This is a genomic window from Brevundimonas sediminis (assembly GCF_048799765.1).
Lineage (GTDB): Bacteria > Pseudomonadota > Alphaproteobacteria > Caulobacterales > Caulobacteraceae > Brevundimonas.
Map to the genome: position 1 here is coordinate 15198 of NZ_JBLYQK010000003.1, position 16721 is coordinate 31918.

General features: G+C 68.4%; 17 protein-coding genes. 8 read left to right on the plus strand and 9 right to left on the minus strand.

All coding sequences use genetic code 11. The features are described from left to right. The first annotated feature begins 398 nt into the window (after nucleotides 1-398). Together ACLQ7T_RS02710 and ACLQ7T_RS02715 are read left to right on the plus strand one after the other, a co-directional pair. A complete protein-coding gene (locus tag ACLQ7T_RS02710) occupies nucleotides 399-584 on the plus strand; it encodes a hypothetical protein (protein WP_420478021.1) in 186 nt (61 codons plus the stop codon). Between the two features lie 147 nt (nucleotides 585-731). Beyond that, entirely contained in the window at nucleotides 732-1103 is a 372-nt protein-coding gene (locus tag ACLQ7T_RS02715) for a DUF6481 family protein (protein WP_420478022.1), read from the plus strand. A 34-nt stretch (nucleotides 1104-1137) separates the two neighbouring features. Here the strand turns inward: ACLQ7T_RS02715 and ACLQ7T_RS02720 are convergent, their stop codons facing one another. Continuing rightward, on the minus strand, nucleotides 1138-4779 hold the full coding sequence (locus tag ACLQ7T_RS02720) for a PAS domain S-box protein (RefSeq protein ID WP_420478023.1): 3642 nt from the start codon (nucleotides 4777-4779) through the stop codon (nucleotides 1138-1140). 187 nt (nucleotides 4780-4966) lie between these two features. Between ACLQ7T_RS02720 and ACLQ7T_RS02725 the strand changes: the two genes are divergently transcribed. From ACLQ7T_RS02725 to ACLQ7T_RS02740, 4 genes are all read left to right on the plus strand, one after another. After that, nucleotides 4967-5446 carry a Dps family protein gene (locus tag ACLQ7T_RS02725; protein WP_420478024.1) on the plus strand — a complete coding sequence of 160 codons (480 nt, stop codon included), beginning with the start codon at nucleotides 4967-4969 and terminating at the stop codon, nucleotides 5444-5446. A gap of 120 nt (nucleotides 5447-5566) precedes the next feature. Further along, nucleotides 5567-6736, plus strand: a complete 1170-nt coding sequence (locus tag ACLQ7T_RS02730; RefSeq protein ID WP_420478025.1) for a cell wall hydrolase — start codon at nucleotides 5567-5569, stop codon at nucleotides 6734-6736. Nucleotides 6737-6822: 86 nt separating this feature from the next. Continuing rightward, nucleotides 6823-8370, plus strand: coding sequence for a sensor histidine kinase (locus ACLQ7T_RS02735; RefSeq protein ID WP_420478026.1), 1548 nt, complete (start codon nucleotides 6823-6825; stop codon nucleotides 8368-8370). Nucleotides 8371-8464: 94 nt separating this feature from the next. Further along, complete coding sequence (locus ACLQ7T_RS02740) at nucleotides 8465-8872, plus strand: response regulator (protein ID WP_420478027.1); 408 nt, start codon at nucleotides 8465-8467, stop codon at nucleotides 8870-8872. A 101-nt stretch (nucleotides 8873-8973) separates the two neighbouring features. On the opposite strand, the gene trxB is transcribed toward ACLQ7T_RS02740, so the two are convergent. Further along, entirely contained in the window at nucleotides 8974-9984 is a 1011-nt protein-coding gene (trxB, locus tag ACLQ7T_RS02745) for a thioredoxin-disulfide reductase (protein ID WP_420478028.1), read from the minus strand. Nucleotides 9985-10054: 70 nt separating this feature from the next. On the opposite strand from trxB, the gene ACLQ7T_RS02750 reads away from it, so the two are divergent. After that, a complete protein-coding gene (locus tag ACLQ7T_RS02750) occupies nucleotides 10055-10270 on the plus strand; it encodes a glycine zipper domain-containing protein (RefSeq protein ID WP_420478029.1) in 216 nt (71 codons plus the stop codon). Here ACLQ7T_RS02750 and ACLQ7T_RS02755 read toward each other — a convergent pair. From ACLQ7T_RS02755 to ACLQ7T_RS02775, 5 genes are all read right to left on the minus strand, one after another. Next, nucleotides 10267-10725: a hypothetical protein gene (locus tag ACLQ7T_RS02755; protein ID WP_420478030.1), complete on the minus strand. Its 459-nt coding sequence runs from the start codon at nucleotides 10723-10725 to the stop codon at nucleotides 10267-10269. The two genes, ACLQ7T_RS02750 and ACLQ7T_RS02755, sit on opposite strands and share 4 nt — an antisense overlap. A 25-nt stretch (nucleotides 10726-10750) precedes the next feature. Next, nucleotides 10751-11755 carry a mitochondrial fission ELM1 family protein gene (locus ACLQ7T_RS02760; RefSeq protein ID WP_420478031.1) on the minus strand — a complete coding sequence of 335 codons (1005 nt, stop codon included), beginning with the start codon at nucleotides 11753-11755 and terminating at the stop codon, nucleotides 10751-10753. After that, nucleotides 11746-12219, minus strand: a complete 474-nt coding sequence (greA, locus tag ACLQ7T_RS02765) for a transcription elongation factor GreA (protein ID WP_420470917.1) — start codon at nucleotides 12217-12219, stop codon at nucleotides 11746-11748. The genes ACLQ7T_RS02760 and greA overlap by 10 nt, the downstream gene beginning before the upstream one ends. 103 nt (nucleotides 12220-12322) lie before the next feature. Continuing rightward, nucleotides 12323-12526 carry a hypothetical protein gene (locus ACLQ7T_RS02770; protein WP_420470916.1) on the minus strand — a complete coding sequence of 68 codons (204 nt, stop codon included), beginning with the start codon at nucleotides 12524-12526 and terminating at the stop codon, nucleotides 12323-12325. Nucleotides 12527-12614: 88 nt separating this feature from the next. Next, the gene (locus tag ACLQ7T_RS02775; protein WP_420470915.1) at nucleotides 12615-13280 is read right to left on the minus strand and encodes a glutathione S-transferase family protein; all 666 of its coding nucleotides are present in this window, start codon (nucleotides 13278-13280) and stop codon (nucleotides 12615-12617) included. Nucleotides 13281-13390: 110 nt separating this feature from the next. Between ACLQ7T_RS02775 and ACLQ7T_RS02780 the strand changes: the two genes are divergently transcribed. Beyond that, a complete protein-coding gene (locus tag ACLQ7T_RS02780; protein WP_420470914.1) occupies nucleotides 13391-14686 on the plus strand; it encodes a dicarboxylate/amino acid:cation symporter in 1296 nt (431 codons plus the stop codon). On the opposite strand, the gene ACLQ7T_RS02785 is transcribed toward ACLQ7T_RS02780, so the two are convergent. After that, complete coding sequence (locus ACLQ7T_RS02785; protein ID WP_420478032.1) at nucleotides 14683-16278, minus strand: methyl-accepting chemotaxis protein; 1596 nt, start codon at nucleotides 16276-16278, stop codon at nucleotides 14683-14685. The genes ACLQ7T_RS02780 and ACLQ7T_RS02785 overlap by 4 nt on opposite strands. Continuing rightward, entirely contained in the window at nucleotides 16268-16648 is a 381-nt protein-coding gene (locus tag ACLQ7T_RS02790) for a hypothetical protein (RefSeq protein ID WP_420478033.1), read from the minus strand. The genes ACLQ7T_RS02785 and ACLQ7T_RS02790 overlap by 11 nt, the downstream gene beginning before the upstream one ends. Nucleotides 16649-16721 lie beyond the last annotated feature (73 nt).

A 16721-nucleotide genomic window follows, 5' to 3' on the forward strand; every position in this document is an offset into this window, starting at 1 on the left:
GTAGTCTCGCCGCCGAGTGATCGGATCACGTTCGACGGTTTCAGTTTCGACGTTCGGCGAACGGGCCGGTGTCGAGGGACGCGCCTTAAGCCAGCGGTTTGTGGCGCCAATGTGGTTGATTCGCAAGAATCCTGTGCGCTGCAGCAATTGTCGCGCCCCGATGTGTATGCGGAGAAAAATATCAAGGGCGCCGAAGGTTTTTGGATCAGTCTTTCCAGCGTATACTGTATTCAACGACATTGCGTCTTCGCCGGGTTGCGGATGGCCTTGGCGCGTCGGTCTTCGTGCGGGTCATCTTCTAGTCTTTCGGCGGCCGATTTCCTGAAAGGCGACTTTCCGCCACGGTTCGGAACCGCTCGGGAGGGCCGACGTTTGATTCCGCGAACAGGAGAAAAGTCATGCGCCGTCTCGCCACCGTCACCTTACTGGCCGCCTTCGCGATGGGGGCCGCTGCCTGCGGAACCACAACGGAACAGAAAGCGGCGACCGGCGCTGTCGCGGGCGCAGTCGTCGCCGGTCCGGTCGGCGCGGCGGTCGGCGGCGCCGCGGGCGCAGCGGTCGGCCATGCCGAGCGCCCCAACTGACACACCGGAGCGGGCGTCTGTGTGCGTCCGCTCTGCAAACCTTGCTTTTTGACCCCATATGGGGTTAGCGGACCCGCCCGGGGCTGAGCTGAGCTCGCCCCGGCGCACGCGCACCTGACATCCAACAAGGATACGACGACTCTACGCATGAGAGATCTGAAACAAACCGGCTTCAACGACCGCATCTCCGCCCAGAAGGACGCCAAGGCCGCCCTGCTCGCCAAGTTCAAGCCCAAGGCCGCCGCGCCGGACCCCGAGTTCGACAAGCTGGCGGAGAAGCGCGCCGCCGAGAAGGAGGCGCAACGTCAGCAGCACGAGCTGGCCAAGGCCGAGCAGCGTCGTGAGAAGGCCGAAAAGGAAGCCGCCAGGATGGCTGCCGAACAGGCGGCCCAGGACGCGATTGACGCTGAACGCCGCGCCGCCCGCAAGGAGCGCAAGCAACTGACCAAGGAAGAGCAGAAAGCCGCGCGTGACGCGCGCTACGCTGCGCGAAAGGCCCGCGGCTCCAAGCGCGGCTGACCGATCCGACGCCCGGAGCCGGCGGCTTCGGGCGTCAATCCGCTACGGCGGGAACCTGACCCAGAATTCCGGCCAGTTGCTCACCTGAATACGGCTTCCGCAGGAAGGGCCACGGCGCGTCCGAAAGGGCTTCGTCCACGTCGTCGCCGGCATAGCCCGACGTCAGGACGATCCGCATGTCCGGCCACTCCTTCGCGCAGACCCGCGCCAGCTCGATGCCTGTCATGCCGCCGGGCATGACCACGTCGCTGAGCATCAGGTCGAATCTTTCGATCCTCAACATCTCCAGCGCGCGCGGCGCGTTGTCCGCGGCAGCCACATCCATGCCCATGGCCGTCAGCAGGTCCAGGGCGATGGCGGCGACACCGGGGTCGTCCTCGACCAGCAGGACCCGCCGGGCGGCGACGCGGGGGAAGGGCGTCGTATCCCGGACATCGGCGTCGTTCTCGTCGGCGCGGTCCAGCGGCGGCAGGTAGAGACGGAATTCGGTGCCCCGCCCCAGGGTCGAGGCGACGCGGATTCCCCCACCGGACTGGCGGGCGAAGCCATACACCTGGCTCAGCCCCAGCCCCGTGCCCTTGCCGACGGCCTTGGTTGTGAAGAAGGGCTCGAACACCCGGCTGATCACCTCCGGATCAATGCCGGCGCCGTTGTCGGAGACCGACACGCAGACATAGTCCCCGGCGGGCAGTTCCTGCACCTCGCCGTCCCGGACTGTCGCGGTCTGGGTCTGGACGGTCACGCGCCCCTTGTCGCCGACGGCGTCGCGGGCATTGACGACAAGGTTGAGCAGGGCCGCCTCGAACTGGGCGGGATCGACGTGCACGCGCGCGCCGCCGCGGCGCAGTTTGAGCCGGAACTCGACCGCCTCGCCGACCGCGCGCTTGAGCAGGGGCTCGCTGCCCCGGATCAGGCCGTTCAGGTCCAGGGCCTCGGGTCGCAGGGCCTGGCGGCGGGAGAAGGCCAGCAACTGGTGGGTCAGCCCCTCGCCCCGGCGAGCGGCGGCCAGGGCGGCCTCCCCGAGCTTTTTCTGGCGGGCCGCGTCGTCGGGCGAGCGCAGCATCATGTCGAGGGCCCCGATGACGACGGTCAGCAGGTTGTTGAAGTCGTGGGCCACGCCACCGGTCAGGCGACCGACCGCCTCCATCCGCTGGGCGTGCATCAGATCCGCTTCAGCCTTGGCCTTCTCCGCCAGCGCTTCGCTGACCCGCTCCTCGAGAAGTTCGTTGATGCGTTTCAGATCATCCTCGGCGCGGCGGGCCTCGGTGACATCGATGTTGGCGCCGACATACCCCTGGAACCGCCCGTCGCCGTCGAACCGGGGAATGCCTTCGCAACGCAGCCAGCGGCGGCCCATCTGCGGATGCTCCACCTCCATCACACTCTCGAACCGGTCGCGCTGTTCCAGGGCGTTCAGGAAGCCCTGATAGAAGGCCTCGAGCCCGTTGGCGGTCATGATGGCCTGCCAGTTGTCTTCCAGGTCCTCGTCGTGCTGGACCCCGAAGAAGGTGCGGTAGCGTCGGTTGGCGAAGAGGACCGTCCCGGTCTCGTCCGTCATCCACATCTGGGCCGGGGCGCTGTCCGCGACCGTGCGGAAGCGGATTTCGGACTCCTGCAGCCGCGCCTGCGCCTCGCGGATGTCGGTCACGTCGAAGGCGACGCCGACGAAGCCCATCACCTCGCCGTCGGCGTCCAGTCGGGGTCTGGAGAAGGACTTCAGCCAGCGATAGGCGCCGTCGTGGCGCAGGTAGCGGGCTTCCATCGAGAAGGGCTGGCCCGTCGCCTCGCCCGCGACGGATTCACGGATGATCCGTTCGTGGTCATCGACGTGGATCACGTCGCGCCAGTCCGCCAGACGGGCCGCTTCATAGGTCTCGCCGGTGTAGGCGACATAGGCCTGGTTCACGAACTCGCGCACCCGGTCCTTGCCCGTGACCCAGATCAGCACCGGCGCGGTGTCGGCGATGGCGCGGAAACGTTCCTCGCTCTCCCGGACCGCACCCTCGGCGCGGGCGCGTTCAATCTCGGTCCAGGTCCGTCCGGCCACATCCTGAAGCAGTTCGACCTCGGCGTCGGTCCAGGTCCGCACATCGGCGTCGTGAGCGTAGAGGAAGGCGCGCAGCCGGCCGCCGCGGATCACGGGCGCGCGCATCAGGGCGCGGGTGCCGAGGCGCTCGAAGACGTCGAGGGCGTCGCGGGTCCGGGGGTCGAGGCGGACATCCGCAATCCGGATCAGGCGACCTTCGGCGAGATCGCGGATCAGGTCCGCGCCGAGATCGGCGAGGGCGAACTGGCCCTCCGCGGAGACCGCACCGGCTGTCCAGTCCCGGCTCATCGAGACAAGGCCCCGGGTCTCATCGACCTCCCCGTAGCCGACCCGGTCGGCGCCGAACTCGGCGCCCAGGGCTCGCTCGACCTCCACCATGATGTCGTCCGGGGAGATGAGATCCCGAAGCCGATCGGTCAGCGACAGGAGGAAGGTCTGGCGTCGCTCCTGCGCCTCCAGCGCCGTGATCGCCGTCCGGGTGTCGGTGACGTCGAACGACATGCCGACATAGCCCATGAATGCGCCGTCGGCGTCAAACCGGGGGTTCACAGCGACGCGCATCCAGCGCCAGGCGTCGTCGAAGCGTTTGAAGCGGGCCTCGAAACCGTAGGGGCGATGGGCGGGGCGCGCGATCGCCATAACCGCCTCCACCTCGCTCCGGTCCTCCGGGTGCAGGGTCTCACGCCAGGTCGCGCCCATGAGGTGGTCCGCTCCGCCACGCCCGTAAAACTCGATCAGGGCGGTATTGACGAACTCGACCTCGGCCTCGGTGTTGGTCATCCAGACCGGGGACGGCGCCGTGTCGGCCATCAGGCGGAAGCGGGTCTCGCTCTCGCGCAAGGCGGCTTCCGCAGCCTTGGCGGCTGTAATGTCCACCAGCACCCCGATGAAACCGATCAGGCCCCCCGAGGGATCGGTGAGCGCGCGCAGGCTAGTCAGGGCCCAGACGACCGTCCCGTCCGGCCGGATGTAACGCTTCTCGACCCGGCCCTCGCCCCCGTCGCGCGCCGTCTTCAGCGCATCGCCCGTGATCTCGACGTCATCGGGATGGGTGACATCCCGCGTCGTGATGCCCACGACCCTGTCCGGAGTCAGGCCCAGTATCTCGGCGAACCGGGCGTTGGCGCTGACGACCCGACCCTGCAGGTCGACCCGGGCGATCCCCGCCGAAGCCTGGTCCACCATGGCCCGGAGTTCCTGGGTTGTTTCGCCGACCAGGGTATCCGAAGCCCGCAGCCGCCGGATGGTCTCGTCGAGATGGCGAAGGGTCGAGCGCAGGGAGGCCGCCAGGATGACGCCGAACAGCGCGGCGAATACGAAGCTGCCGATGCCCAGGGCCAGGGTCTGGGGCGTGCCGCTCATCATCCCGCCGCCGATCCGGGTGAGCATCACCGCGCCGGCGATGCTGACCGCCATGGCCGCATAGCCGGCGATCTGCCCGCCCCACAGGGCCGCGACCAGAACCGCCGGGATCAGGATGGTCAGTCCGCTGAAACCACCGAACAGGGGTTGCAGGGGGGCGCGCAAGGCGAGGCCGATCAGGCCGCAGACCACGCCGGTGAGAATGGCCTGGCCGGGCCGTCCGGGCTGGGCCAGAGCCAGCTGTCTGAAAAACCGGTCCGCCCCCAACTGAGAACCTGCCCCCTCCGCACGCAGTGTTCCGCATGCCTGACTGCAACGCTACGCCGGGAAAGGCGTTCCCGAACGCCGCCCGTATCATGCATAAAGGTCAAGCTTTCCTTCCGGCGGGCTTGGACCGGGCCGGAGCGGCGCCTAAGTGCAGACCAGAAACCGCTTCCAATCAGGATACCTCCCCATGACCGTCAAGATCGACACCGGCCTCAACGCGGACGAACGGAACAGCGTCGCCGAGGAACTGACCAAGGTTCTGGCTGACAGCTTCGCCATCTACCTGAAGACCCACGGCTATCACTGGAACGTCCGCGGGCCGGAATTCTTCAGCTTCCACAACCTGCTGGAGCAGCAGTACCGCGACATCTGGGCGGCGCTGGACGAGATCGCCGAGCGTATCCGCGCGCTTGGCGTGCTGGCGCCGCAGAGCTTCTCGGGCTTCGGCAACCTGACCTCGATCAAGGACGGCGAGCCGGACAAGGACGCCATTCCGATGCTGAAGGAACTGCTGGCTGACCACGACACCCTGATCGCCACCGCCCGGAAGGCGTTCAAGGTCGCGGACGAGGCCGGCGACGAGGCGTCGGCCGACCTGCTGACCCAGCGCCTGGCCGCGCACGAGAAGTTCGCCTGGATGCTCCGGTCGACTCTCGGCGGTCGTTAATCTTGACCGAACGGCGCTTTTCAGTCTGAAAAGCGCCGCTCTTCGGTTGCAGGATGCGAGCTCCGGTCCCCGGAACGGATGCTCTGGAGATGAACGCTGAACAGGACGGCCCTGACCTCGATGGTGAAGCGCACGCGCCGGCTGGTCGCCGCCGCGCCCTTCATGCTGGCGGTCTTCGGGGTGGCGATGGCGGCGTCCTCCACGCCGCGCCCTGAAATCGATCGACGTGTCGATGTGGTCCGTCAGGTCACCGGCGGCGATCTGTCCGACCGGGGGCTCGCGGCGATCAAGGCGCGGATGACGCCCGCCCAGCTGGCGCTGGCCCAGCGTATGGACCCCTTTTCGCGTCGGCCCGAGCTCTATGGTCTGACGCCCGGCTGGGAGACGCTGGGTCTGGCCGGAAAGCCGACCCTCGATTTCGGCGAGACCGGGCTCGAAGCGCTTCGGCTGAACGCGGCCACGCCCTCGGTGTCCGGCCAGTTGCGGGCCGCCCGGCCTTTCGTCTTCCGGCCGGCTTCGGCGGAGGATCGACGTCGCGCGCAGCGCTGCCTGACGCAAGCCATCTATTACGAGGCGGCGCTTGAGCCGACCGAGGGACAGGAGGCGGTCGCCCAGGTCATCCTGAACCGCGTCCGGGATCCGAATTACGCCAACAGCATCTGCGGCGTGGTGTTCGAAGGGGCGGAGCGGGTGACCGGCTGCCAGTTCAGCTTCACCTGCGACGGCGCCCTGTCGCAGGCGCCGGCGGCCTGGGCCTGGGACCGCGCGCGCAAGGTCGCCGATCGCGCCCTCGCCGGGCATGTGTCGGCGCAGGTCGGTACGGCGACGCACTATCACGCTGACTACGTTCACCCCTGGTGGGCTCCGACCCTCAACAAACTGACCCAGGTGGGCGCGCACATCTTCTATCGCTGGAAGGGTGTGTACGGAGAACCTGCAGCCTTCAACCAGAGCTATGCCGGGCGCGAACCGGTGATCGACGAGGCCCGGTTCGCCCGGCCGCGCATCAAGCTCCCGGAGACTGTGACGGCGGAAGAGGCGGAGGCGGCGCTGGCGCTTGCCGCAGCCAACGGACGGGAAACTACGCGCACGGTTGAGATCAACGGTCAGACCCGGACCGTGGGCGTGCTTTCGCTGGGCGGTCGTCGTCAGGCCACCGCGGAAGACATCGCCACGATCAACGAAAGGCTGGCGGCTTTCGAGGCGCCCGCACGCCCGGCTCCGGCCGCCGCGCCCGCGCCCGGGGTCACGCCGATGGCGGTCGAGGAAGTCGGACGGCCCGGCGCCTGAATTCGCCGCTGCCACGGTTGCAACGGGACGCGCATCTTCGCATTAGAGTCGGGAGACCGGCGCACGGCGCCGCTTGAGGCCAGGGCGTGCGAGACAACAGGACCGGTTCCAGCAGCGACGCCGCCGAGCAAGAGCGACTGGCGGCGCTGCGCGCCTACGGGGTTTTGCACACCGCCCCGGAGGTCGACTTTGACGAACTGGTCGGGCTGGCGGCGCGCATTTGCGAGACGCCCACGGCCCTGATCAGCCTGGTCGCCGACGATGAGCAGTGGTTCAAGGCGCGCGTGGGACTCGACGCCTGCGCGACGCCGCGGGACTGGTCCTTCTGTGACCATGCCATGCGCGGCGAGGGCGTCATGGTGGTGCCCGACGCCACGCAGGACCTGCGCTTCGCCGACAATCCACTGGTCACCGGAGCCCCCGACATCCGCTTTTACGCCGGGGCGCCGCTGGTCAGCCGCGAGGGGCAGCCGCTGGGCTCCCTTTGCGTCATCGACAGCCGCCCGCGCCCCGAGGGGCTGAGCGATCTCCAGATCGAGACCCTGACGGTTCTGGCCCATCAGGTGATGGCCCAGATGGAACTGCGCCGATCCCATGCGGCGCGGGCCGGGATGACCGAACAACTGGCGGAGAGCGAGGCCCGCTTCCGGGCGATCGCGGACTCCATGCCCCAGATGGTCTGGTCGACCCTGCCGGACGGCTTCCACGACTACTACAATGCCCGCTGGTACGAGTTTACGGGGGTGCCCGAGGGCTCGACCGACGGCGAGGCCTGGAACGACATGTTCCACCCCGAGGATCAGGATCGCGCCTGGGCCCGCTGGCGGCATTCACTCGAGACGGGAGATCCTTACGAGATCGAATACCGTCTCCGCCATCGTTCGGGCGTCTATCGCTGGACGTTGGGCCGCGCGATGCCGATCCGCAATGAGGATGGCGAAATCGTCCGCTGGTTCGGCACCTGCACCGACATCGACGACCTGAAGCGGATGGAGCAGTCCAAGGAACTGTTGAGCCAGGAACTGAGCCACCGGATCAAGAATATCTTCGCGGTGGTCTCGGCGCTTATCGCCTTGTCGGCCCGGCAGTTCCCGGAGGCGAAGCCCTTTGCGGGCGTGGTGCGGACCCGGATCAACGCCCTCGCCCGTGCGCATGAGTTCGTACGGCCCCATACCGAAACGTCCCGGCCGCTGGTCGGCACAATGACCCTGCACGCCTTCCTCGCCGATCTGTTCAAGGCCTACGCCGGACCCGAAGGGGCGGCGCGGGTGCGCCTGTCGGGAGACGATGCGACCTTCGACGATCAGGCGGCCACATCGGTGGCCCTGCTGTTCCACGAGCTGGCGACCAACGCCGCCAAATACGGGGCGCTGTCGACCGACGGAGGCCATGTGGAGCTGGAGACCCGAAACGAAGGGGATCGTTTCATTCTGGGGTGGCGTGAGTACGGCGGCCCGGAACTGAAAGGCCCGCCCGCGCGTAGTGGCTTCGGCTCGTCGCTGGCGACCCTTTCCGTGGAGGGGCAACTGGGTGGACGGCTGGAGCGGGTCTGGGCTTCGGATGGGCTGCGTGTGATCGCGGACCTGCCGGCGACAGCCCTGTCCCGGCGCCGGGCGGCTCTGGCGCTCGAATAGTCTCGTCTGGCCCGAAACCTGCAGCGCATTTGCGCGTTCCCGTGGCGCCTCATACAGAGGCCCTTCGCCTGAAAGACCTGACGTCCGTTCCGATATGACCGCCCGTATCCTGATTATCGAAGATGAAGCCCTCGTCGCGATGGAGTTGCGCTTTGTGCTTGAGGATCTCGGGCATGAGGTGATCGGGACGGCGGCGGACGCGCGCTCGGCGCTGGATCTGGTCCGGGAGAATGAGGTCGATCTCGCGCTCGTGGATATCCACCTTTCCGACGGCGCCACCGGCGTGGAGCTGGGTCGCATCCTGGCCCAGGAGATGGGCGTCACCGTCCTGTTCATGACGGCCAATCCCGGCATGGTCCGCAACGGCGTCGCCGGCACCATCGGCGTGCTTTCCAAGCCGGCCGAGGAGCGCGCTGTGCAGAAGGCCGTCGATTATGCCCTGCGGCGACGCGTCGGCGAGCCGGTCGAGGCCGCGCCGGCGGAGCTGCAGCTGTTCGGCTGACACGACCGCGCGCCGGGGCGCATCCGACGCCGACCGCTCAGCCGGCGCCGTGATCGGGTTCAATCAGGCCCAGAAACAGGACGCGTCCGGGCCCGGCGGGATCACCAGACGCCGATCTTTTCCGCTTCCTTGTGCGAAATCGGATGGTGGGCCCTGGCGTGGTCTTCCTCGGCGAGGAAGCGCACAGCCTCCAGCGCGGCCATACAGCCCATGCCCGCGGCCGTGACGGCCTGACGGTAGATGTCGTCGGTCACGTCGCCCGCGGCCCAGACGCCCTCGATGGCGGTGGCGGCGGTGCCCGGCTTCACGACCAGATAGCCGCCCTGTTTGGTTTCCAGCTGTCCGGCGAACAGTTCCGACGACGGCGCGTGGCCGATGGCGATGAAGACGCCGTCGGCGGTGATTTCGCGGGTCTCGCCGGTCTCGACGTTCTTCAGCCGCGCGCCCGTGACGTTCACGCCGCCGAAGCTGTTGGTCTCGCCCAGGATTTCGTCGATGGCGTTGTTCCAGACCACCTCGACCTTCGGGTGGGCGAACAGGCGGTCCTGCAGGATCTTCTCGGCGCGGAACTCGTCGCGGCGGTGCACAACGGTGACCTTGCGGGCGAAGTTCGTCAGGAACAGCGCCTCTTCCACGGCGGTGTTGCCGCCGCCGACCACGATCACGTCCTTGTCGCGATAGAAGAAGCCGTCGCAGGTGGCGCAGGCGGACACGCCGAAACCCTGGTATTTGGCCTCGCTCTCCAGACCCAGCCACTTGGCCTGGGCGCCGGTGGAGATGATGACCGTCTCGGCCAGCATCTCGGTTCCGCTGTCCAGCGTCAGCCGGAACGGGCGCTGCGACAGGTCGGCCTTCACGACGATGTCGTGGATGACCTCGGTCCCGACGTGCTCGGCCTGCTTCTGCATCTGTTCCATCAGCCAGGGGCCCTGGATGACGTCCGCGAAGCCGGGGTAGTTCTCGACGTCGGTCGTGATGGTCAGCTGACCGCCGGGCTGCAGGCCCGCGATGACGACCGGCTGCAGGAGCGCGCGCGCGGCGTAGATGGCGGCGGTCCAGCCGGCGGGGCCGGACCCGATGATGGCGACGCGGACAGTACGGAGAGTGCTCATGGCGCCTATTTAGGGGCTGATTCCGCTTTTCGCGATGCTAGGCTCGCCGGAGGGGACAAAGGAGTCGGGGATGAAGAAGAGCAATCCAGCCGCTTTCCTGCCGATCGGCATCGGACTGGGGCTGTCCATGGGCGTCGCGCTCGGTGTGGCGACGGACAACCTGGCCCTGGGGCTCGGCCTTGGCGTGGCTATCGGATCGGGCATCGGCGTGGCGCTGATGGGCGCGGCCACCGCCGCCAATGCGAAAAAGAAGGACGAGGACGACACCGGCGCGTCCGGAGCCTAGTTCGGCTCGTCCTCGCGGGCCCAGACCGCGAAACGGCAGCCTACGGGCTCCAGCAGGACCCAGACCTCACGGTCTTCCGCGCCCATGGGAACGAGGGCGGGGACGCCGTCGATCGGGACTATGACGCGGTTGTAGCGGCGGAAGGGCCAGTCATCGAGCGGCTCGAGGCTGTCGAACTGATAGGTCAGACCGCGGACCGTCAGAGGGCGACGTTCGCGGTACCAGTCGCGGTCGCTTGCAGTGACCTCTTGCGATGCATCGAACGGGGCCGCGCCTTCCGCAAGCGTCGCATACCACCAGACCTGACCGTCAGGGCGCCTGAAGCCGGTATGGCGATCCAGCCGTCCCTCCTGGGCCGTGCAGATCGACACACGCGGTCGGGCCGCCTCCTCGGCGGATATCTGCGACAGGCCGAAGGCGGCGAGGGCGAGAAGCTCCAGCATGGATATCAGCAAGCCACGCCCGGCCTCGCGCGTCGAGCTATCCGTTCCTGACGGCGAGGCGCGTCAGGACGTCCCGCGCCGCGCGGTCGGTCTCTGCCAGCGGCTCATAGCTCCAGCTTTCCAGCGTTCCGTCGAACGGCCGCGCCGCGCCGCGTTCACGCAGGTCGGCGTGCAGGCGGGCGAATTTGTCAGCGGGCCTGGTGGGGACCATCGGCAGGATGTGCACCGGCTTGCCGGTCGAGGCGGCCTCGGCGGCCATGTTGGCGCTGTCCTCGGTGACCAGGATGTGGTCGGCGAACTGCAGGAAGGCGAAATAGGGGTTCGGGCCCTCGCCGTTCCAGATGAGGCCGGGCAGGTGGGACAGCCGCGCGGTCATCGCCGCCTTCGCCGCCTGGGGCGTCCGGCGTGAGAAGGTCAGCATCAGGGAGCCGCCCGCCGTCGTGATCGTCGCCGCGATCCGGTCGGCCAGGTCCGCGGCGTGGGCCTCGGGCAGGTCGTGGGCGCGCGACTTGCCGCCGATCAGCACCGCCACGCGCGGGCGGGGCAGGGGCTCCAGCCGATCCGCAAAGGCCGTTGCGCCCTCCGCCAGCCGGGCGGCCGAGATGCGGTGGGGCGAGCCGGTGATCGACAGGACGTTCGATCCGTCGATCCCGTCATGCTTCGGGGCCACGATCAGATCATAGTCGCCGGTCCGCCAGCGCGGGTCCTGGGTCTGGACGACGAAGGTCTTTCCGCCCGAGCGGGGCTTGGCCATCAGCGACAGGGGCAGGGTGGCGCGACCGGTGGCGATCCACACGTCCGGCCAGGCCTCGCCGGACTTGGGGAAGGGATCATCCGACGTCGGGTCCAGCATCCATGGCGCTTTCAGCGCCGAGGGCAGCTTGTCGAAAGCTTTTCGCCACTTGACGCGGCAAACGGTGATTTCAGACGGCGAAAGGCGCTGGAGGGCTTCCGCCAACCCCAGCGCCTGATTTTCCATCCCGATCCGGCCGTCCGAGACGACGCGGATCGTGAGCGGTTTCGGCGGTGAGCCTACTTCCACTCGACCTTGAGGATTTCGTACGCCTTCACGCCGCCGGGCGTGTTGACCTCGACCACGTCGCCGACCTCTTTCGAAATCATGGCGCGGGCGATCGGGGAGGCGATGGAGATCTTGCCCGCCTTCACGTCGGCCTCATGCTCGCCGACGATCTGGTAGCGGCCCTCTTCCTCGGTGTCCTCGTCGACCACGGTGACCGTGGCGCCGAACTTCACCTGGTCGCCGGACAGCTTGGAGACGTCGATCACCTGGGCGCGCGACAGCTTGTCCTCGATCTCGGCGATCGAGCCTTCGATCCAGCCCTGCCGCTCCTTCGCCGCGTGATACTCGGCGTTTTCGGACAGGTCGCCGTGCTCGCGGGCCTCGGAAATGGCCGCGATCACGTTCGGCCGTTCGACCGACTTCAATTGCTTCAGCTGATCGTCGAGGACACGGTAGCCCTCGGCCGTCATCGGCACTTTTTCCATATGTCGTGAATTTCTTGCTTCGCCCGACTGACAGACTACTCGACACAGAGGTCGCTGGGCGCACGCGACCGGCCCAAGAGGGTAGGGCCTTAAGTCGAAAGGTTCAAGGGCGCGTGAGTGTCGCGGTTTTCCGGCCCCGAATCTGGTGGACCTGACGGATCAGGCTCCAGGCCAGCCAGGCGACGGCGGCGAGGCCCAGGGTCATGAACAGGCCGGACACCAGCAGGATTCCTGCGGCGATGAAGGCGAGAACGAAGGCGATGGCCGCGACAAGGGCGGCGATGATCTGGACAGTCTTCAGGCGCATGGCCCGTTAACGTTCGCGCCGGGTCCGGGTTTCCTGCGGACATCGCGACTGACGAAACCGTGTCCCGGGTGTCGCAGTGCCGACCCGGTCAGGCGTAGGCGTAGGGGCCGCCCCGCTGAAGCGCCCTCTGATAGGCCGGGCGGGCGTGGATGCGCTGCAGGAAGGCCGCCGCCCGGGGCATGCGGTCGCCGAAGGGCGCGCGAGAGCTCGCCGCCTCCAGCGGGAAGCTCATCATGATGTCGGCGGCGGTGAAGCGGTCCCCGGCGAACCATTCGGCTTTTCCGAGTTCGGCTTCCCAGTAGCCCAGATGGCTGGCGATCTGCGGATCGATCAGATTGGCGCCGACCTTCTTCGAGATGCCGCTGGCGATCGGGCGGATCAGGGCGGGTGAGCGCTGCGGCACCACGCTGAAGACGAGCTTCAGGAGCAGGGGCGTCATGGCCGAGCCCTCGGCATAGTGGAGCCAGTAGGTATAGCGCCGGCCCTCCGGCGTGCCGGGGGCGGGCTTCAGTCCGGCGTCGGGGAAGGTTTCGAGCAGATATTCGACGATGGCCCCGGTCTCGGCCACGATGACGTCGCCGTGCTGGATGACGGGTGACTTGCCCAGCGGGTGGATGGCTTTCAGCTCGGGCGGCGCAAGCCGGGTCTTCGCGTCCCGTTCATAGCGCTTCACCTCATAGGGCACGCCCAACTCCTCGAGCAGCCAGAGCACCCGCTGCGAGCGCGAGTCGTTCAGGTGATGGACGATGATCATGGGCGCCTCCCGTTAGCGAACCGACTTTGGGCGGTTTCCCCGGCGTCCGTCCAGAGTCGACGGCGAACAAGACGATGGCGTCCGACGCAATCCCCGCATAGCTTCCTCCGATGGCTGCTCTTCGACTCCGTTCCGCCCTGAAATCCCTGAGCCTGTGGGTGATGATCGCCCTGCTGGCCGGCCTGTTCGCGGGAGCGGCGGCCCAGGCGTGGGGCCTGCCGGGCGGGGAGGGGACGGCGGCGGTCATCGGATCGATCGGGACCCTGTGGCTGAACGCCCTGAAGATGACCATCATCCCGCTGGTCTTCGGCCTTCTGGTGACCGGGGTGGCCTCGATCGCCGACGCCGCGGCCACCGGGCGACTGGCGTTGAAGGCGCTGCTGGTCTTCGGCCTGCTGCTGCTGGGCGCCGTGACCTACGCCTTCCTGGCCTCCGAGGGACTGCATCTTCTCTGGCCGATCAGCCCGGAAGGGGCGCGCACCCTGCTGGCCAGCGCGCCGGACGCCTCGGCGGTCACCAACAGCGCTCACGGGGGCGGCCTCCCGGCCTTTCTGACCAGCCTCGCCCCGCCCAACGCCGTGCGCGCCGCGGCCGAGGACGCCATCCTGGGTATCGTGGTCTTCGCCGTCGCCTTCGGTTTCGCCACCACCCGTCTTGAGGCGCGGCTGCGTGAGCCGCTGGTGACCTTCTTCGAGGCGGTGTCCGAGACGATGATCGTCATCGTCCACTGGGTGCTGCTGGCCGCGCCGGTCGGGGTGTTCGCCCTGTCGATGGGGGTCGGGCTGAATGCAGGTCTCGGGGCGCTGGGCGTGCTGGGCCACTATGTGGCGATGGTCGTGCTGGCCCAGGTCGGGCTGATCCTGCTGATCTACGCCGTGGCCGTGCCGTTCGGGCGGATCGGACTGGCGCGGTTCGCGCGCGGCGTGGTTCCGGCGCAGGTCGTGGCCTTCTCGACCCAGTCTTCCCTGGCCAGCCTCCCCGCCATGGTCGAGCAGGCGCGCAATGCCCTGGGCGTATCGACCGCGACGGCGGGCCTGGTCCTGCCGCTGGCGGTGGCGGTGTTCCGCATCACCAGCCCGGTCGCCAACCTGGCGGTGGTCATCTACGTCGCCCACCTGCATGGCATCCATCTGGGGCCGGCCTTGTGGGTGGTCGGCGGCCTGACGGCGCTGGCGGTCTCGGTCGGCACCGTGGGCCTGCCCGGTCAGGTCAGCTTCTTCGTCTCCATCGCCCCCATCTGCCTGGCCATGGGCGTGCCGGTGCAGGTCCTGCCCCTGCTGCTGGCGGTCGAGGTCATTCCGGACATCTTCCGCACCATCGGCAACGTCACCGCCGACCTGGCGGCGGCGAGGATCGTTGAGGGGCGGGACGCGGACGTGGACCCGGAGCCGGGGGCGGGAATCTAGGCGGCCAGGGCGTCCCGCGCCGCCGTCTCCGACGGCAGGCGGAAGCCGCTGACCAGGGCGCCCAGACGTTCGGCTTCCTGGTTCAGGACGGTGACCGCCTCGTTGGTCTCGTCGACCACGGCGCTGTTTTCCTGGACCGTGCGGTCGATCATCGAGACGGCCGTGTTGACCTGCCCCAGACCTTCGCTCTGCTCGGCGCAGGCGCGGGAGATTTCGCGGATCAGGTTGTTGATCTCGGTGAAGCGCTCGACCATGCCGTCGATCGTCGTACCGGTCTGGCCGACCATGGCCACGCCGTCGCCGACCTGACGGCCGGAGTCCTGGATCAGGGTTCGGATTTCCTTCGCCGCGTCCGCCGAGCGCTGGGCCAGGGCCCGGACTTCCGAGGCGACGACCGCGAAGCCGCGGCCCGCGTCGCCCGCGCGCGCGGCCTCGACGCCGGCGTTCAGGGCCAACAGGTTCGTCTGGAAGGCGATTTCGTCAATGACGCCGATGATCTGGCTGATTTCGCGCGACGAGTTGTCGATCTGGGTCATGGCGGTGACCGCCGAGTTGACCACCTCCACCGAGGTCTGGATGTGGGTCCGGGCCTGGGCGCTGACGTCGGCGACCCGATCGGCGCCGGCGGCGGTCGATCCGGCCGTGGTGGTGATCTCTTCCAGCGCCGCCGCGGCTTCTTCCAGACCGGCGGCCTGACGCATGGTGCGCTGGGCCAGCTGGTTGGCGGCGCGGGCCAGTTGGTCGCTCTGGCCGCGGATGCCGTGGGTGACGCCGGAGATGGCGGCCATGGAGGCGGCCAGCCGGTCGACGGCGGCGTTGAAGTCTTCGCGCAGCAGGCGATAGGCCTCGGGGAAGTCGGACCCGATGCGGGCGGTCAGGTCGCCGCCGGCGAGACGCGCGAGGCCCTCGCCGAGCGCGGTGACCGCGACCTGCTGTTCGCGGGCGTTCTGTTCCCGCTCCGCCAGGCTGGCCTGTTCCATGCGACGCTGGCCGGCCTCGCTCTCGCGCGCCATGCGGTCGGCCTGATCGGCGGCGTCCCGGGCCTCGGCGGTTTCAGCCATGGTCCGCTGCACCCGCTCGAACATGGTGGAAACGCTGTTGGTCACCGCGACCAGGACCAGGGTCTCGACAATCAGGATCACGGCGTGGAGCACGACGCGGCCGAAATCGCCGCCGCCGGGGAAGACCACCGCGGGGAGGATGAAGTTCAGGGCGAGGTGGTGCAGAGCGACGGCGGCGGCGCCGGCGGCGATCACGCGCCAGTCGCTGAACACGACTAGCACCGCGAGGGCGGCGAAATAGGTCATGTGCATGTCGATCTGCCAGCTGTGGCCGGCCAGGGCGCCGACCAGCAGGGAGACCTGGGCCATCAGGACGACGCCCAGACCCATCTGGGCCGCAACGCCGCCGCGACCGACCTTCCACAGCGCCCCGGCCGCGCCCGCCAGGGCGATTGCGCTGATCAGCGGCCCGATGAAAGCTTCGCCCGCGAGCATGCGCGCCGCGGCCACCAGAGGGGCCATGACGGCGATCAGGGCGATCAGGACCTTGCCGCCAAGGCGGCGTTGGGCGTCGAGGGAATCAAGCGACATCGTCACCTCCGGAAGCGGACCCGCACCAGCGTGCGAGGGAGCCGTCGAGAACAAGCCAGGCCCCGCTGCGGCCCAGCGCCTGGCGCTCGGCATCCGATCGGGGACGGGACAGAAGAATGAAGGGGGCCGCGCCCTGGCCCATCACCGGCGCGGCGGCGGCGGTGCGGGAGAAGGCGTCGGCGGGATCACGCCAGGGCGAATAGATGACGGCCACGACGTTGTCGTCGGGGGCGGCCGCGGTGTTGGCGACGACCGCGACCGTGCTGGCGCACGCAACCAGAGCGCCTACCGCAAAGGCCCTGAAAGGAGTGCTGACCCGCGCCATGAGACATTCGTCCAGATACAGGACCCAGCCATGCGCCCGCGCCACCTAACGGAGGTTTAACTGCGCGCTAGCGGCAATTGCGGATCCGGCGACCGTTGTTCGACGGCCGCCGGAGGTC

Coding starts and splice junctions, on each gene's coding strand:
- ACLQ7T_RS02725 (WP_420478024.1), top strand. CDS start 4,967: ATGACCGTCAAGATCGACACCGGCCTCAACGCGGACGAACGGAACAGC.
- ACLQ7T_RS02750 (WP_420478029.1), top strand. CDS start 10,055: ATGAAGAAGAGCAATCCAGCCGCTTTCCTGCCGATCGGCATCGGACTG.
- ACLQ7T_RS02770 (WP_420470916.1), bottom strand. CDS start 12,526: ATGCGCCTGAAGACTGTCCAGATCATCGCCGCCCTTGTCGCGGCCATC.
- ACLQ7T_RS02740 (WP_420478027.1), top strand. CDS start 8,465: ATGACCGCCCGTATCCTGATTATCGAAGATGAAGCCCTCGTCGCGATG.
- ACLQ7T_RS02775 (WP_420470915.1), bottom strand. CDS start 13,280: ATGATCATCGTCCATCACCTGAACGACTCGCGCTCGCAGCGGGTGCTC.
- greA (WP_420470917.1), bottom strand. CDS start 12,219: ATGGAAAAAGTGCCGATGACGGCCGAGGGCTACCGTGTCCTCGACGAT.
- ACLQ7T_RS02710 (WP_420478021.1), top strand. CDS start 399: ATGCGCCGTCTCGCCACCGTCACCTTACTGGCCGCCTTCGCGATGGGG.
- ACLQ7T_RS02715 (WP_420478022.1), top strand. CDS start 732: ATGAGAGATCTGAAACAAACCGGCTTCAACGACCGCATCTCCGCCCAG.
- ACLQ7T_RS02780 (WP_420470914.1), top strand. CDS start 13,391: ATGGCTGCTCTTCGACTCCGTTCCGCCCTGAAATCCCTGAGCCTGTGG.
- ACLQ7T_RS02785 (WP_420478032.1), bottom strand. CDS start 16,278: ATGTCGCTTGATTCCCTCGACGCCCAACGCCGCCTTGGCGGCAAGGTC.
- ACLQ7T_RS02730 (WP_420478025.1), top strand. CDS start 5,567: ATGGTGAAGCGCACGCGCCGGCTGGTCGCCGCCGCGCCCTTCATGCTG.
- trxB (WP_420478028.1), bottom strand. CDS start 9,984: ATGAGCACTCTCCGTACTGTCCGCGTCGCCATCATCGGGTCCGGCCCC.